12 protein-coding genes are annotated in these 17,107 nt (G+C 60.0%); 3 read left to right on the top strand and 9 right to left on the bottom strand.

What is annotated here, in order from left to right; genetic code table 11:
* Positions 1-155 precede the first annotated feature (155 nt).
* The 5 genes from AACY49_RS05950 to betI all read right to left on the bottom strand — a co-directional run bounded on the left by AACY49_RS05950 (position 156) and on the right by betI (position 7,265).
* Positions 156-1,505, bottom strand: a complete 1,350-nt coding sequence (locus AACY49_RS05950; protein ID WP_339522329.1) for a TldD/PmbA family protein — start codon at positions 1,503-1,505, stop codon at positions 156-158.
* Positions 1,505-2,947: a TldD/PmbA family protein gene (locus AACY49_RS05945; protein WP_339522327.1), complete on the bottom strand. Its 1,443-nt coding sequence runs from the start codon at positions 2,945-2,947 to the stop codon at positions 1,505-1,507. Before AACY49_RS05945 ends, AACY49_RS05950 begins: the two co-directional genes overlap by 1 nt.
* Before the next feature lie 270 nt (positions 2,948-3,217).
* Positions 3,218-4,921 carry a choline dehydrogenase gene (betA, locus tag AACY49_RS05940; RefSeq protein WP_339522325.1) on the bottom strand — a complete coding sequence of 568 codons (1,704 nt, stop codon included), beginning with the start codon at positions 4,919-4,921 and terminating at the stop codon, positions 3,218-3,220.
* Between the two features lie 170 nt (positions 4,922-5,091).
* Entirely contained in the window at positions 5,092-6,564 is a 1,473-nt protein-coding gene (gene betB / locus AACY49_RS05935; protein ID WP_258698713.1) for a betaine-aldehyde dehydrogenase, read from the bottom strand.
* Between the two features lie 107 nt (positions 6,565-6,671).
* Positions 6,672-7,265, bottom strand: a complete 594-nt coding sequence (betI, locus tag AACY49_RS05930) for a transcriptional regulator BetI (protein WP_258698714.1) — start codon at positions 7,263-7,265, stop codon at positions 6,672-6,674.
* A 380-nt stretch (positions 7,266-7,645) separates the two neighbouring features.
* On the opposite strand from betI, the gene AACY49_RS05925 reads away from it, so the two are divergent.
* Positions 7,646-9,595, top strand: a complete 1,950-nt coding sequence (locus tag AACY49_RS05925) for a BCCT family transporter (protein WP_258700645.1) — start codon at positions 7,646-7,648, stop codon at positions 9,593-9,595.
* A 254-nt stretch (positions 9,596-9,849) separates the two neighbouring features.
* Here the strand turns inward: AACY49_RS05925 and choV are convergent, their stop codons facing one another.
* The 3 genes from choV to AACY49_RS05910 all read right to left on the bottom strand — a co-directional run bounded on the left by choV (position 9,850) and on the right by AACY49_RS05910 (position 12,883).
* Positions 9,850-11,028: a choline ABC transporter ATP-binding protein gene (choV, locus tag AACY49_RS05920; protein WP_339522321.1), complete on the bottom strand. Its 1,179-nt coding sequence runs from the start codon at positions 11,026-11,028 to the stop codon at positions 9,850-9,852.
* Positions 11,025-11,870 (bottom strand): choline ABC transporter permease subunit, encoded by an 846-nt coding sequence (gene choW, locus AACY49_RS05915; protein ID WP_258698716.1) that lies wholly within the window; start codon positions 11,868-11,870, stop codon positions 11,025-11,027. The genes choV and choW overlap by 4 nt, the downstream gene beginning before the upstream one ends.
* A gap of 65 nt (positions 11,871-11,935) precedes the next feature.
* A complete protein-coding gene (locus tag AACY49_RS05910) occupies positions 11,936-12,883 on the bottom strand; it encodes a choline ABC transporter substrate-binding protein (RefSeq protein WP_258698717.1) in 948 nt (315 codons plus the stop codon).
* A 436-nt stretch (positions 12,884-13,319) separates the two neighbouring features.
* Here AACY49_RS05910 and AACY49_RS05905 point away from each other — a divergent pair, with 436 nt between their 5' ends.
* Together AACY49_RS05905 and AACY49_RS05900 are read left to right on the top strand one after the other, a co-directional pair.
* Positions 13,320-14,696: an L-serine ammonia-lyase gene (locus AACY49_RS05905; protein ID WP_339522315.1), complete on the top strand. Its 1,377-nt coding sequence runs from the start codon at positions 13,320-13,322 to the stop codon at positions 14,694-14,696.
* Positions 14,697-15,233: 537 nt separating this feature from the next.
* On the top strand, positions 15,234-16,337 hold the full coding sequence (locus AACY49_RS05900) for a GlxA family transcriptional regulator (RefSeq protein ID WP_007937970.1): 1,104 nt from the start codon (positions 15,234-15,236) through the stop codon (positions 16,335-16,337).
* 131 nt (positions 16,338-16,468) lie between these two features.
* Here the strand turns inward: AACY49_RS05900 and AACY49_RS05895 are convergent, their stop codons facing one another.
* Positions 16,469-16,732 (bottom strand): hypothetical protein, encoded by a 264-nt coding sequence (locus AACY49_RS05895; RefSeq protein ID WP_253417918.1) that lies wholly within the window; start codon positions 16,730-16,732, stop codon positions 16,469-16,471.
* Positions 16,733-17,107: the final 375 nt, after the last annotated feature.

Below are 17,107 nucleotides of genomic sequence, written 5' to 3'. Positions count from 1 at the left end.
GACGTTGAACCCTGTGGCGAGGGAGCTTGCTCCCGTTCGGCTGCGTAGCAGTCGTAAATCCGGCGAATGCGGTATGTCTGATAGAACGCGTTTGCCGATCTAGGGGGTCGCTTCGCAACCCAGCGGGAGCAAGCTCCCTCGCCACAGTTTTGTGTTTACAGGGTCAAGGTCAATCGGCTGACGAGCGCGCCGGGCAGCAACGCCGAAGACGTGTTCCGCTGGCTGTACGTGCTGGCCGACAACAACAGCTCGCGTTCCTCGGTCAACGCTTCCAACTGCGAACCCAGCAAGCTGTAGGCGCTGTCATCGAAACGCATGGTGCTGACCGGCGCCTGAATCTCGCCGTTCTCGACCCAGAAGGTCGCGAACCGTGTCATGCCGGTCAGGCGCGCCGCCGGTTGGTCCGAGTAGTTCAGGTACCACAGGTTGCTGATGTACAAACCGGTGCCCAGTTGCTTGAGAATCTCGGCATCAGGCAACACCCCGGCCGCCATGTTCAACGCACTCGGCGCTTCACCGCCGCTGGCACCGTTGGCGGTCAAATCGTATTCGGCGGCGCTGCGTGAGCCGACCAGTTGTGCGCCGGCCTTGCCCTCGACAATCAGGCTCAGATCACTGCGCGGATAACCTTCGCCTGAAAACGCCGGGCTCAGGGAGCCGCTGACTTTTTCATCCAGAGACACCAACGGGCTGAACGAACTGTCGCCACCGTAGAGCTTCTGCAAAGGACTGCTCTTGCTGGCAATCGACTGCGCCGAGAACCCGCCCCAGCTGAGCATGCCCATGATTTCTTCCAGGGCCGCCGGCGCGAGGTAAGCGCGGTACTGACCCGGCGCCAGCGTGCGCAACGGCCGCCCCAGAAACGCCAACTGCTCGCGGGCCTGCTGGAAACGTCTGGCAAACCCTTCGCTGTTCCAGTCGTGCCCGGCATAGCTGGCTTTCACCGCCTGACCGTTTTCATGGAACAGGCTGAAATCGAAGTTGAAGCTGTTGGCCTGATGCCAGCCGAACGCGCCCGAGGAACTGGCGAAGCCGCGACTGATCGGCCCGGCGGCATAGAAACCCACCAGGTCCAACCCCTCGGCAGCCTGAGTGATTTCAGCGACCACCTGCTCGGTATCCGGCAGGGGATGATCCTGCACGTTGTTGCTCTGCCAGTCATTCTGGTTGAGCAGCAGGTATGGGTCCTGAGGCAACAGTGGCAGGGTTTCGCGCAACTGCTGAAGACCTTCGGCCAAGCGCTGAAGGTCGATTTCGGAGTCGCCTGACAGCGTGATATTCAGGTCGGCATGACGTCCATCGTTGATCAGTTTGAAACCGACGCTCGCCTGCTGCACCTGTCCGGCCTGACGGACCTTGGCGTGGTTGAAACGCACGAAGGCCGACGATTCGGCGGCGTAGCTGAGGGTGAATTGTTCAGGCGTACGCAGCGCATCGCGCAGCCAGTTGACCAGGGCCTTGAACGAATCGGCCTGGCTTTTTGAAGTGCTCGTGGACGTACTCATCAGGCATCTCCCCCAAACACATCAACGTTGCTGAACACACAGGCCGGCGACGCATGGCCGACGCGGATCACCTGGTTCGGTTCGCCCTTGCCGCAGTTTGGCGTGCCTAACACTTTGACGGTGTTGGCATCGCCGACAGCGCTGAGGCTTTTCCAGAATTGTGCGGAAATCGCCCGGTAATTCGGGTTCTTCACCACGCCCTTGAGTTCGCCATTTTCGATCAGTTGGCCCCATTCGCAGCCAAACTGGAATTTGTTACGCGCATCGTCGATTGACCACGAACGGTTGGTGCTCATCAAAATGCCGTGCTCGATATTGCCGATCATCTGCTCCAGCGGCTGATCGCCGGGCTCGATGTTGAGGTTGGCCATGCGGTCGATCGGCGGACGGTTCCAGCCGCAGGCGCGGCTGTTGGCAACGCCATCCATGCCGGCACGAAATTGCGAGAGCGCGCCGCCCAATGGCCGCAGCAGCAAACCTTCCTTAATCAAAAATTGCTTGCTGGCGGCGCTGCCGTCGTCGTCATGCCCGTAGCTGGCGAGTTGCTCGGGGATGTCCGGGTCGAACGTCACGTTGAGCAGTTCGGAGCCGTATTGCAGGCGGCCGAAGTCTTCTGCCTTGATGAAACTGGTGCCGGCGTAATTGCGCTCGTCGCCGAGGATGCGGTCCAGTTCCAGCGGATGACCGATGGACTCGTGGATCTGCAGCATCATCTGGTCGGGCATCAGTAACAGGTCGCGCGGGCCTTGCGGGGTGTTCGGCGCCAGCAGCAATTGCAGCGCCTGATCGGCGACTTTCGGGCCGCAGCCGACCAGGCCGCAGCGGCTGATCACATCAAAGCCGCCCTGCTGGCCGAAGTTCTCGCGGCCCAGGGTGCGGGTCTGGCTGTCGCTACCGTCGTAGGCGGTGACGTCCATGCTCGGGTAGACGAAGCGCTGGGCCTGGCGCAATTCGGCACCGGCGTTGTTGAGGTAAATCTGCTCGACGTTGGTGATACCGATGCTCGCCTGCCAGTTCACCAGTCGCTCGTCCTTGGGCACGGCGGCGGATTCGGCGCCGAGCAGTTGGTAGCAATCGCTCAGGGACGGGAAGGGCTGGTCGAGGTTGGGTGAGAAATAGTCGGCGCGGTCGCTGGAGACGGCTTGCTCGCGCAGGTCGAGCAGGGCGTGGGGCATGAGTCGACGGGCTTGTTGCTCAGCCCTCTCCAGTGCAGCTTGCAGGCCGGATAGGGACAGGTCGTTGGTCGCGGCGTAGGCTTCGACGCCGTTGACCCGAACAGTCAGCATCGCCCCTTCGTCCCGGCTCAGGCTCGGCGGTTCGGCGACGTTCTTGCGCACTGACAGGTACTGGCCGGACTCGCGTACATATCGCAGCGAAAAAAATTCAGCGCCCGTGCGCAACGCAGCGAAGCGCTGCTTGAGCTGGGGGTGGAAATCGAACATTCGGGAACCTCCTTGTTATGGAGTGGCGGCGTATCGATGTTGCGAGGGGAGGGTGAAACGTTTGCGTGGCGCTAGATTAGGCCTGCGTGGGGGTAGGATCAAGGGCGGAGCGGTGTAGGAAGGGTTTACCTGGCCTGCGGCGTCTGGTCGGACCCCATCGCGGGCAAGCCCGCTCCCACAGTGGGCTTGGGTGGATCACAAATTGCGAATCCACCCCGGAACCTGTGGGAGCGGGCTTGCCCGCGATTGGCCGCGATGCGGTGTTACGGCTTACTGCGCGGTAGGGCTCACATCACGCAACGGCTTGCCCTTCACCGGTGCATCACCGGCCACGTAGTATTTGGCCTTGCTGCGCGGCAGTGGCTGGCGACCACGGATCTTGTCGGCGATTTTCTCGGCCATCATGATCGTTGGCGCGTTCAGGTTGCCCGTGGTGATGATCGGCATGATCGAGGCATCGACCACGCGCAGGGCCTGCATCCCATGCACACGACCTTCGCCATCGACCACGGCCATCTCGTCGGTGCCCATCTTGCACGAGCAGGACGGGTGGAACGCGGTTTCGGCGTGCTCGCGGATGAACTTGTCCAGTTGCTCGTCGGTTTGCACGTCAATGCCCGGGCTGATTTCGCGGCCACGGAAGGCGTCCAGTGCAGGCTGCTGCATGATTTCACGGGTCAGGCGGATGCCATCGCGGAACTCCTGCCAGTCCTGCTCGGTGGCCATGTAGTTGAACAGGATGCTCGGGTACTCGCGCGGATCCTTGGACTTGGCCTGGATGCGACCACGGCTTGGCGAACGCATGGAGCCCATGTGCGCCTGGAAGCCGTGTTCTTTCACACCGTTGCTGCCGTTGTAGTTAATCGCCACCGGCAGGAAGTGGTACTGAATGTTCGGCCAATCGAATTCCGGACGGGTGCGGATGAAACCGCCGGCTTCGAACTGGTTGCTGGCGCCGATGCCGGTGCCGTTGAACAGCCACTCGGCGCCGATGGCCGGTTGGTTGTGCAGCAGCAGCGAGGGGTACAGCGAGACCGGTTGGGTGCAGGCGTATTGCAGGTACAGCTCAAGGTGATCCTGCAGGTTTTCACCGACGCCTGGCAGGTCATGAACCACCGGAATATCGAGCTTTTTCAGCAGTTCGGCCGGGCCGACACCGGAACGTTGCAGGATCTGTGGCGACGCGATGGCGCCGGAGCACAGCAACACTTCCTTGCGGGCACGGACTTCAACGCGCTCTTCAGCCGCGCCGATCAGGTAACGCACGCCAACCGCACGCTTGCCTTCGAACAGAATCTTGTCGGTCAGGGCATGGGTGACGATGGTCAGGGTCGAACGCTTCTTGGCGACGTCCAGGTAACCGCGAGCGGTACTGGCACGACGGCCGTTCGGCGTCACGGTGCGGTCCATCGGGCCGAAACCTTCCTGCTGGTAGCCGTTCAGGTCTTCGGTACGCGGGTAACCGGCTTGCACGCCTGCTTCAACCATCGCATGGAACAGCGGATTGTTGCCGGCTTTCGGCGTGGTCACGCTGACCGGACCGTCGCCACCGTGGTAGTCGTTCGGGCCGATGTCACGGGTTTCCGCCTTGCGGAAATACGGCAGGCAGTCGAGGTAGGTCCAGTCTTCCAGGCCGGGCAGTTTCGACCAGTTGTCGTAGTCCATCGCGTTACCACGGATGTAGCACATGCCGTTGATCAGCGAAGAACCACCCAGGCCCTTGCCACGACCGCATTCCATCCGGCGGCCGTCCATGTGTGGCTCTGGATCGGTTTCGTAAGCCCAGTTGTAGCGACGACCTTGCAGCGGGAACGCCAGCGCGGCCGGCATTTGCGTGCGGAAATCCAGACGGTAGTCCGGGCCGCCCGCTTCGAGCAGCAGGACGGTGACGCCTTCGTCTTCAGTCAGACGGGTCGCCAGGGTGTTACCGGCCGAGCCGGCACCGATGATGATGTAATCGAATTCTTGGGACATTGAATGCACCCTCTTTGAAGTTGGTCAGGTCGGCGAGTGCTTCGCACTCGATCGCGGGCAAGCCACGCTCCCACAGAGATCGGGGGCACCGAAGATTTGGCGAACGACGCCAAACCTGTGGGAGCTGGCTTGCCTGCGATAGCGATCTCGCAGGCGAAGCAAATGCCGCCTTAGAACACCGAGGCGTAATCGCCCAGTTCGACCTGTACCGATTTGATGCGTGTGAAGTTGTTCAGCGAGCTGATGCCGTTCTCACGGCCCACGCCCGACTGCTTGTAGCCGCCGACCGGCATCTTGGCGTCGGACTCGCCCCAGGCGTTGATCCAGCAGATACCGGCTTCCAGTTGATGGATCACGCGGTGAGCGCGGTTCAGGTCCTTGGTGACGACGCCAGCCGCCAAACCGAACTCGGTGTCGTTGGCACGACGGATCACTTCTTCTTCGGTTTCGTAGGTCAGGATGCTCATCACCGGGCCGAAGATTTCTTCGCGAACGATGGTCATCTCGTCGGTGCAATCGGTGAATACGGTCGGAGCCACGAACGCGCCTTTGGCGAATTCGCCATCGGTCAGACGCTCGCCGCCACACAGCAGACGTGCACCTTCTTCCTTACCTTTGGCGATGTAACCCAGCACGCTTTCCATGTGGGCGAAGCTGACCAGAGGACCGAAATTGGTGTTTTCGTCTTCCGGGTTGCCGACGCGAATGCGCGCAACGCGTTCAACGATCTTGGCTTCGAACGCGGCTTTCAGATGGCTCGGTACAAACACGCGAGTGCCGTTGGTGCAGACCTGACCGGAGCTGTAGAAGTTGGCCATCATGGCGGTGTCGGCGGCGCGATCCAGATCGGCGTCGTCGAAAATGATCAGCGGGGATTTGCCGCCCAGTTCCATGGTCACGTCTTTGAGCGACGAGGCGGAAGCGCTGGCCATGACCTTCTTGCCGGTGTCGGTGCCGCCGGTGAAGGAGACTTTTTCGATGCGTGGGTGTTCGGTCAACCAGGTGCCGACTTCACGGCCACTGCCGGTCAACACGTTGAACACGCCAGCCGGCAGGCCGGCTTCGGTATAGATCTCGGCCAGTTTCAGGGTGGTCAGCGAGGTGACTTCGCTCGGCTTGAAGATCATTGCGTTACCGGCTGCCAGGGCTGGAGCGGATTTCCACAGGGCGATCTGGATCGGGTAGTTCCACGCGCCGATACCAGCGACGATGCCCAGCGGCTCGCGACGGGTGTAGACGAAAGAGGTGGTACGCAGCGGGATCTGCTCGCCTTCGATGGCCGGCACCAGGCCTGCGTAGTACTCCAGCACGTCAGCGCCGGTGACGATGTCGACGTAACGGGTTTCGGAGTACGCCTTGCCGGTGTCCAGGGTTTCCAGGGCGGCCAGTTCATCGTTGCGCTCGCGCAGGATGTCCACGGCGCGACGCAGGATGCGCGAACGCTCCATGGCGGTCATTGCAGCCCAGATTTTCTGGCCCTTTTCGGCGCTGAGCACAGCGCGCTCAACGTCTTCCTTGGTCGCACGTTGTACGGTTGCGAGGACTTCACCGTTAGCCGGGTTGATGGCTTCGAAGGTGGCGTCGCTGCTGGCGTCGGAGTAACCGCCATCGATGTAGAGTTTTTGCAGTTCGAAACGGGCCATAGTGTCCTCGCAAGTGCATTAAGTGGTTGGCGTTGACCACCGGGCGTGCCGTATAGCATTGGCATCGCGGTCGGTAGCGGTTCAGGGGTTGAGCGATTATGTGTGCTCTAACTCACCTGCTTGGCCAATTGGAAATCCATGTATTCGTAAGCGATCTGGTGCGCTTGCGCGGTGTCGAAAGCGTCTCCCGACAGCGCACCGCGCAACCACAAACCGTCAATGAGGGCTGCCAGGCCGCGGGCGGCGCTGCGCGCTTGATCAAGCGGCAACACACGGCGGAACTGGCAGCACAGGTTGGAATACAGACGGTGATCGTTGATCCGCTGCAACCTGTGCAAAGACGGGTGGTGCATGCTGGTGGCCCAGAAGGCCAGCCAGGTTTTCATTGCCGGGCCATTGACCTGGCTGGCGTCGAAGTTGCCTTCGATAATCACCTGGAGGTGAGCCCGTGGGCTGGTGTCCTCCAGCGCCTGACGGCGCGCGGTGACGTTCTCGCTGAGGACACTCATCAGATACTGCGCCGTGGCGGCGATCAGGCCGTTCTTGTCCTGAAAGTAGTGACTGATGATGCCATTCGAGACACCGGCCAAACGGGCGATCAGCGCAATGCTGGCGTCCCCCATCCCGACCTGATCGACGGCCTGTAACGTGGCTTCGATCAATTGCTGACGGCGGATGGGTTGCATACCGACCTTGGGCATCTTGCACATCTCCTTAGGCCTTCCCGTGGACGAAATACGCCTACCGGGTTGAGGGCCAGTCTATTTTGTTTTGATTGAACGTTCAATCAACAAAGAATAAGATCTGCGACAATTCGTCGCTGCCTACAGGTTTTTCCTACGCGTAGTGGGCGGAAAAACGACATCTAAAAATGCTCGAAACCCACACGCAATGGCGTTCCATGGGTTTCGGGCTTTTTTCGGGGTGTCTTTATATCACCCGCCGATCGGCTGCCAACTAACCGATTGGTCGGGTAACGCGTTGCCTTGTGTTCTTCTCTCGCACTGCCTGGAGCATCTGTGCCATGAGTTCTGCCTCTCTAATAAAAACCCCACCCGAGAAGGTGACGGTCAACGGTTGGGTGTTCTACACCTCTACCGCGTTGATCCTGCTATTAACTGCCATTCTGATCATCGCCCCGCAAGCGGCCGGTAGAATGCTCGGCATTGCCCAGGCGTGGTTGTCCCGCAGCTTCGGCTGGTATTACATGGTGGTGATCGCCGCTTACCTGGTTTTTGTGGTTGGCCTGGCGTTTTCGTCCTACGGCAAGCTCAAGCTGGGCAGCAAGGACGATACCCCGGACTTCAGCTATGGCGCCTGGGCGGGGATGCTGTTCTCCTCGGGTATCGGCATTTCCTTGCTGTACTTCGGTGCGTCCGAGCCGCTGGACCACTACTTCAATCCGCCGGAAGGCGTGGCCGGCAGTAACCTTGCCGCACGTCAGGCGGTGCAGCTGACGTTCCTGCACTGGGGCCTGCATGGCTGGGCGATCTACGCACTGGTCGGCCTGGCCGTGGCGTACTTTGCCTATCGTCATAACCAGCCACTGGCGTTGCGTTCGGCGCTGTATCCGCTGGTCGGCGAGCGTTGGGTCAAAGGCGCGGCCGGTCATGCGGTGGACGGCTTCGGCATGTTCGTGACCCTGCTGGGGCTGGTGACGAACCTGGGGATCGGTTCGCTGCAAGTGTCGTCGGGGCTGGAAAACCTGTTCGGCATGGAACACAGCAACACTAACCTGCTGATCGTGATCATCGTGATGAGCACCGTGGCGACCATCGCCGCTGTGTCCGGCGTGGAAAACGGCATTCGCCGTCTGTCCAACCTGAACATCGTGCTGTTCAGCGGTCTGCTGATTTTCGTCCTGCTGTTCGGCCCGACCCTGCACCTGCTCAACGGCTTTGTGCAAAACATCGGCGACTACCTGAACGGTGCGGTCCTGAAGACCTTCGACCTCTATGTGTATGAAGGCGACAGTGAGAAGTCCGACCGCTGGTTGGGCCTGTGGACCCTGTTCTACTGGGCCTGGTGGATTTCCTGGGCGCCATTCGTCGGCATGTTCATCGCGCGTATTTCCCGGGGTCGCACGGTGCGTGAACTGGTGGCTGGTGTGCTGCTGATTCCGCTGGGCTTCACCCTGGCATGGCTGTCGATCTTCGGTAACTCGGCCCTGGACCTGGTGATGAACCATGGGGCGGTGGAACTCGGGAAGACGGCGCTCGAACAGCCGTCGATGGCGATCTACCAGTTGCTCGAGCATTACCCGGCATCGAAGGTCGTGATCGGCGTGTCGATTTTTGTCGGTTTCGTGCTGTTCCTGACCCCGGCGGACTCCGGCGCGGTGATGATGGCCAACCTTTCCTGCAAGGGCGGCAACGTCGACGAAGATGCACCGCATTGGCTGCGGATTTTCTGGTCGGTGGTGATCACCCTGGTGACCATCGGCCTGCTGTTAGCCGGTAACTTCGAAGCCATGCAAACCATGGTGGTGCTGGCGGGGCTGCCGTTCTCGGTGGTGCTGGTGTTCTTCATGTTTGGCTTGCACAAGGCCATGCGCCAGGACGTGCAAATCGAACAGGAGCAAGCGGAACTGGCGGCGCGTGGTCGTCGTGGTTTCAGCGAGCGTCTGACCCAGCTGGATCTGCAACCGAACCAGTCGATCGTTCAGCGTTTCATGGACAAGCACGTCAGCCCGGCGCTGGAAGATGCGACTGTGCAATTGCGTGCTCAGGGTCTGGATGTGCAGACGTTGCTGGGCAAGTCGAAACGCTGCATGGGCGTGCGGATCGAGATGGAAGAGGGCAACCCTTTTGTCTACGAAGTGAGCCTGGACGGTTATCTGGCGGCGGCGAGTGACACGGTGTCGGCTGAAAGCGCCGATGAACCGCGCGCACGTTACTACCGTGCCGAGGTGTACCTGCACAACGGCAGCCAGGATTACGACTTGATGGGCTTCACTCAGGATCAGATCACCCGTGACGTGCTCGATCAGTTTGAAAGCCATCGGCAGCTTCTAGGCCGGGTTTATAGCTGAGACTTGAGGTGATGCGGTGCAGTGATGCACCGCAGTTCTATTGTGGTGAGGGAGCTTGCTCCCGCTCGACTGCGCAGCAGTCGCAAATCCGGATAACGCGATCTCTCTGAAATACCGCAGTGTCTGGGTTTTGGGCTGCTTCGCAACCCAGCGGGAGCAAGCTCCCTCGCCACAGTTGTCAGTATTCCAAGATAAATATCTGCACTAACAAAAACGCCGCGATTCTCTCGCGGCGTTTTTGTGTCTGCTGTCTCTTACCCCAGGTTCTTGCCAAGCAGCGCGTGGTACAGCTCGCTGTCACCGAGGATCCCGACAACCTTGTTGTTGTCATGCAGCACCAGCTTGTTGCCGGTCTGGTAGCGAATCTGCAGCGCATCGCGCATGCCGATGTTGGAGTCCACCAGTGTTGGCCGACGACCCAAACCTTCAACCGCTTGCCCCGGTATCCAGTTCTGCAGGTCCAGACTCGAGCCGTTCTGGCGTGCGCCTTTGATGGTGTTGCCTTCGGCCAGGTCCAGCCACGAATCGCCACCCGGATCGAGACATACCGAACCGTTGATGCGTTTGCAGTTGTCCAGAGTGCGCATCAGGCTGCGACCGCACAGTACGTTCAGCGGATTGGTGTGGGCGACGAAGGTGCGCACGTAGTCGTCTGCAGGGTTGAGGACGATTTCTTCCGGCTTGCTGTACTGGATGATCCGGCCGTCTTTCATGATCGCGATACGGCTGCCGAGCTTCAGGGCTTCATCGAGGTCGTGGCTCACGAACACGATGGTTTTGCTGAGCTTGTTTTGCAGTTCCAGCAGTTCGTCTTGCAGGCCCTGGCGGATCAGCGGGTCGAGGGCCGAGAACGGTTCGTCCATCAGCAGGATGTCGGCGTCCATCGCCAGCGCGCGGGCCAGGCCCACACGTTGCTGCATACCACCGGACAGCTCATCGGGTTTCTTGTTGCGCCACTGGGTCAGGCCCACCAGCTCAAGCTTCTCGTCCACCAGTTTGCGGCGTTCTTTCTCGGGGCGACCCTGCATTTCCAGGCCGAAGCTGATGTTCTCGCGCACCGTCAGCCAAGGCATCAGGGCGAACTTCTGGAACACCATCGCGATGCGCTTGGTGCGCATCATTTTCAGTTCCGCGGGGGTGCAGGAAGCGATGTCGATCTGCTTGCCTTCGTGCTCGACGAACAACTTGCCACGGCTGACGGTGTTGAGGCCGTTGATGCAGCGTAACAGGCTGGATTTGCCGGAGCCGGACAGGCCCATCAGTACGCAGATTTCGCCTTTTTCGATGTCCAGGCTGGCTTTTTCAACGCCGACAATCTGCCCGGTCTTTTTCAGGATCTGGTCACGGGTCATGCCCTGGTCGAGGAGTTTGAGCGCCTCGCGCGGGTCTTTGGAGAAGATTACGTCGACGTCTTCGAAGCGAATAATGCTCATGCGTCACCCCCTACTTTAGCGTCGGGTTGTTTGCAGATACGGTCGAGCATGATCGCCAGCAATACGATCGCCAGGCCGGCTTCGAAGCCCAGGGCGATATCAGCAGTGTTCAGTGCGTTGACCACGGGTTTGCCCAGGCCGTCGGCGCCCACCAGTGCCGCGATCACCACCATCGACAACGACAGCATGATGCACTGGGTGATGCCGGCCGCGATGCTTGGCATGGCGTGAGGCAGTTCAATCCGTGAGAGCAGTTGACGGCGCGAGCAGCCGAAGGCTTTGCCGGCGTCCATCAGTTCCTGTGGAACATCGCGAATGCCCAGGTAGGTCAGGCGGATAGGCGCGGCAATCGCGAACACTACCGTCGAGATCAGGCCCGGGACCACACCCAGACCGAAGAGGGTCAGGGTAGGAATGAGGTACACGAAGGTCGGTACGGTCTGCATCAGATCGAGCACCGGACGCATCAGTGTGTAGAACATCGGTTTGTGCGCGGCGACGATGCCCAACGGCACGCCGATGACCACGCACACCAGGGTGGCGAACAGCACCTGGGCGAGGGTTTCCATGGTTTCCTGCCAGTACCCCAGATTGAGGATCAGCAGAAAGGAGGCGATGACGAAAACGGTCAGGCCCCATTTGCGTTGAATGAGGTGTGCCAGTAGCGCGATGAGGCCGATCAATGCCAGCGGGTTGAACCAGGTCAGCGCAAAAGTCACGCCGTGGATCATCGTTTCCAGTGACACGGCGATGGCGTCGAAGGTGCTGGCGCCGTGTTGCGTCAACCATTCAACGAAGCCCGCGATGTACTGGCCTAAAGGGATTTTCTGATCAATCAGCATGGTAGTGAACGTCCGCATGCAAGGGAATAAACAGCCCGGGCGAGCGAACTCGCCCGGCATAAGCATTACTGCGCGAGCTTGGCTTTCACAGCCTCCAGGCCAGGTTTACCGTCAATGGTGGTTACGCCAGCCAGCCAGGTATCGAGCACCTGTGGATTCTTTTTCAGCCAGGCCTTGGCGGCCGCGTCAGGCTTCATCTTGTCGTCCAGGATGTTGCCCATCAGAGAGCTTTCCATGTCGACGGTAAATTCCAGGTTTTTCAGCAGTTGGCCGACGTTGCTGCATTCTTCGGTATAACCCTTGCGAGTGTTGGTCGCAACCGTGGCGGCACCAAAGTCCGGGCCGAAGAAGTCATCACCACCGGTCAAGTATTGAATCTTGAAGCGCTTGTTCATCGGGTGCGGTGCCCAGCCGAGGAACACCACGGCGGTGTCGCGTTTTTGCGCGCGGTCGACTTGCGACAGCATGCCCGCTTCGCTGGACTCGACGACTTTGAAACCGGCGGTTTTGAGACCGAAGGCGTCTTTGTCGATCATGCTCTGGATCAGACGGTTGCCGTCGTTGCCAGGCTCGATGCCGTAGATCTTGCCGTCGAGTTCTTTCTTGAATTTGGCTATGTCGGCAAAGTCATGCAGCCCTTTGTCGTAGAGCGCTTGCGGCACGGCGAGGGTGTATTTGGCGCCTTTGAGGTTGGTGCGCACGGTTTCCACGGTGCCGGCATCCCGATAGGCCTTGATGTCGTTTTCCATGGTCGGCATCCAGTTACCCAGGAAGACGTCCATGTTCTTGCCGTCGGCCAGGGACTTGTAGGTCACCGGCACGGAAATCATCGTGGTTTTGGTCTTGTAACCGAGGGCGTTGAGCACAACGCTGGTGGCCGCGGTGGTTGCGGTAATGTCCGTCCAGCCGACATCGGAGAAGTTTACGGTACTGCATTGGGCCGGTTCTGCGGCTTGAGCCATGAACGGCAGACTCAGCATGGCGGCCAACAACAACGACGGGGAACCTTTCATAAGGGGGGACTCCTTGGTGTTTTTTTGGCAGTGTTCCGACTGGACCACCGCACTTATCTGTTGCGGTTGGATGGCGTTTTGGAGACAGCTCTACCACGGCGCCTTGCAATCGAGTCGATACGATCATGTACCAGTGAAAATCTGACGCCTACAGGGTGCGTCGTAACCAGTACAGGGATGGTCGCATCCAGTGTCGGTAACGTCGTTTACAGCTTTTTTCAGCCCGTTTTGCTTCGCTGATCCGCAAAAAAACGGCGAAAACATAGCGTAAGCGGCCTGCGGCGCTAGCGGACATGAGTGCGTCGGTGTGAGACGTTGAAGGACATGGCAAAAGCCTGATGATGCGGCCATCTCGGCGGATTGCAGCTTGAGCGTAGCAGCTCCGTCACTGGGCGCTTTTGCGCCTGGAGCAGGCACATCCAGGAGTTCAGCAGTAATGGCTATCAGCGTTTTCGACCTGTTCAAAATCGGCATCGGCCCTTCCAGTTCGCACACCGTGGGGCCTATGCGCGCCGCGGCGCTGTTCGTGCAAGGTTTGCGCGAGCGGGGACTTTTGGAACAGGTACATCGCGTCGAAGTTCAACTTTATGGATCGCTCTCGGCCACCGGCATCGGTCACGGCAGCGACAACGCGGTGATCATGGGGCTTATGGGCGAGTGGCCGGACGCGATCGATCCGTCGCAAATCGGCATTCGCATCGAGGCTCTGCGTGAAACCCAAACGCTATTGCTCGACGGCCGCTTGTCGGTCCCGTTCATCTGGGCCCGGGACATGCGTCTGATCGACGAGAACCTGCCGTTCCATCCCAACGCCATGACCCTGGTTGCCGAAGGCGATCACGGCGAGCTGCATCGCGACACCTACTATTCCATCGGCGGCGGTTTTGTCGTCGATGAGGCGCAGGCTTCCAGCGGCGTGGTGGATCTGGATCGCACCGTGCTGCCTTACGACTTCTCCAGTGCCGTCGAACTGCTCAGCCTGTGCAAGAAGCACAACCTGCGCGTGGCCGAATTGATGATGGCCAACGAGAAGGTCTGGCGCAGCGAAGAAGAAATCCGCAGCGGCCTGATGAAACTCTGGCGCGCCATGCAGGATTGCGTGGAACAAGGCCTCAAACATGAAGGCATCCTGCCCGGCGGCCTCAATGTGCGCCGTCGCGCGGCCAAGTTGCACCGTAGCCTGCAAGAACTGAACAAACCCAACGTGATCGGCTCGACCTTGAGCGCGATGGAGTGGGTCAACCTGTTCGCCCTGGCGGTCAACGAAGAAAATGCCGCCGGCGGGCGCATGGTCACGGCGCCGACCAACGGTGCGGCGGGGATCATTCCGGCGGTGTTGCACTACTTTATGAAATTCAGCGAGGCAGTGACTGACGCCAACGTGGTCGATTACTTCCTCAGCGCCGCGGCGGTGGGGATTCTGTGCAAGAAGAACGCCTCGATCTCCGGTGCCGAAGTCGGTTGCCAGGGCGAAGTCGGTTCGGCTTGCGCCATGGCGGCGGCCGGGTTGGCGGAGGTTCTCGGTGCCACGCCGGAGCAACTGTGCAACGCGGCGGAAATCGGCCTGGAACATAACCTCGGCCTGACCTGCGACCCGGTGGGCGGGCTGGTGCAAGTGCCGTGCATCGAGCGCAATGCGATTGCCGCGGTGAAAGCGATCAACGCTGCGCAGATGGCGTTGCGTGGGGACGGTCAGCACTTTATCTCGCTGGACCGGGTGATCCGCACCATGCGTGATACCGGTGCCGACATGCACGACAAATATAAAGAGACCTCGCGCGGTGGGTTGGCTGTCAGTGCAGTTGAGTGCTGAGACCGAGTTGACCCTGTGGCGAGGGAGCTTGCTCCCGCTCGGCTGCGCAGCAGTCGTAAAGATTTTAGGGCCGCTTCGCACCCCAGCGGGAGCAAGCTCCCTCGCCACACCAGACCAGTCAAAACTGCGCGCTAAGTGAACACTCGATTCAAAACGCGCCACCTTTTAGAGCGTCGCAAACAGATAAGCCTGCCTGCCCCGGTCAGGGATCCAATTCAAGCCTGACCGTCCGTCACCCGTGCTTGCGGTGACACTCTCTCCTGGAGCGTCGTAGCCCTGTTCCCACAAGTGCTACCGATTTGCTCACACGCAACGGGGCAGAGCGCTGCGCCCCGTGATGACACTTATAACCTCCTGTCTCTACGAGTCATATTTAGACGCATCGCGACGTCGTTTTCAGGAGTTATTGAACGCGCATTCAATTTAGGCATGGCAATTGCTCTGTCATTACAAAGCCCGTCTCCCACGCGAGAACGATGGCAATAAAAAGAGCCTCCGCCTGAGGCCATCACCCGCTTTGTGTGAGGAGATACCGCGATGACGACGTTCAACTCCGGGGCTCAACCCCAGAACCGTGCGCCTCAATCCATCGGCTTTTTGCTGCTGGACAATTTCACGCTGATTTCTCTGGCCTCCGCAGTGGAACCCCTGCGCATGGCCAACCAATTGTCCGGCCGCGAGCTGTATCGCTGGACCACACTCACTGTCGATGGCGGGCAGGTCTGGGCCAGTGACGGTCTGCAGATCACCCCCGACGCCTCCATGCACAAAGCGCCGCCCCTGGACACCGTCATTGTCTGCGGCGGTATCGGCATCCAGCGCACCGTAACCCGTGAGCACGTGTCGTGGCTGCAAAGCCAGGCGCGTCAGTCCCGTCGTCTCGGCGCGGTCTGCACCGGCAGCTGGGCCCTGGCGTGCGCCGGCCTGCTGGACGGTTTCGATTGCAGCGTGCACTGGGAATGTCTGGCATCGATGCAGGAAGCTTTCCCGCGTGTGGCGATGAGCACACGGCTGTTCACCCTCGACCGTAACCGTTTCACCAGCTCCGGCGGCACCGCGCCGCTGGACATGATGCTGCACCTGATCAGCCGCGATCACGGCCGTGAGCTGTCGGCAGCGATTTCGGAAATGTTCGTCTACGAGCGCATCCGCAACGAACAGGATCACCAGCGCGTGCCGCTCAAGCACATGCTCGGCACCAACCAGCCGAAGTTGCAGGAAATCGTCGCGCTGATGGAAGCCAACCTCGAAGAGCCGATCGACCTCGACGAACTGGCGGTGTACGTCGCCGTGTCGCGTCGTCAGCTGGAGCGGCTGTTCCAGAAATACCTGCACTGCTCGCCGTCGCGTTACTACCTGAAACTGCGTCTGATCCGTGCTCGGCAGCTGCTCAAGCAAACGCCAATGTCGATCATCGAAGTGGCGTCGGTATGTGGTTTCGTGTCCACGCCGCACTTCTCCAAGTGCTACCGCGAATACTTCGGCATTCCGCCGCGTGACGAACGTGTAGGTTCCAATACGACTCAGCAGGTAGCGATGATGCCGCTGCCGCAAGCCTTGGTGCTGTCACCGTTGTCCGGGCCGCTGTCGGCGTTGAGCCAGGCGCGTAATGAGTCGACGTTTGCCAGCGTAAGGCTCTAATGCTCTGATCGTTCCCACGCTCTGCGTGGGAATGCCTCAATGGACGCTCTGCGTCCGCTTCGGCAGGGACGCGGAGCGTCCCGGGCTGCATTCCCACGCAGAGCGTGGGAACGATCATGGCGAGGCGGTACTCAGGCGCTACGGCTTTGCTGATACTCCGCCAACGCGGGCAGCAATTGCTTGTCGATCGCCTGGCGCACGGCCGGCAGGATGGTCGCGCTGCTGGTGTACATCTGCTTGACCATAGTGCGCAGCGTCATCGCACGCTCATCGTTCAAGCCTCGCACTGCACATTCGCAAGCCTGCTCGGCTGTAGCGCCATTCGGCACTTGAAAACCCAACGATTTTAGCTGGCCCAACAGGTCTTCCTGGTCAATCAAATCGGCGTGCATCATGACGCAATCCTTCTTCAGGGAACGGTGTCGTGGCTCGATTCTGGTAGGGGCCGGGGATGGCGGCAAGGACGATTTGTCGCAATGGCCGCATTACCTATGAACAGGTCGTTTTCGGCTAACTTGCGAGCGGGGAGAGTAGGCACACTGGATTCAGCTGGCTTCACGAAGGTTTGGTCACCCTCGCGCAACAGCTCCTCAACAGTACCCTCTGCCCCGATCCTGTCACGGCTTGATCGGGGCTTTTTTTTGGTTCTTCACGGAATCCCGGGAAACACAGAAACAAGAACGCCGATTTGATTGATGATGTTCGTGCGAGCAAACACATCTAACAAACCGGCGTTCTTATGCGCGATATTAATACTTTCCTTCCTTTTT

The organism is Pseudomonas sp. EL_65y_Pfl2_R96 (genome assembly GCF_963970905.1).
In the GTDB taxonomy this organism is placed as follows: domain Bacteria; phylum Pseudomonadota; class Gammaproteobacteria; order Pseudomonadales; family Pseudomonadaceae; genus Aquipseudomonas.
This window is presented reverse-complemented; position numbering and strand designations above follow the sequence as displayed.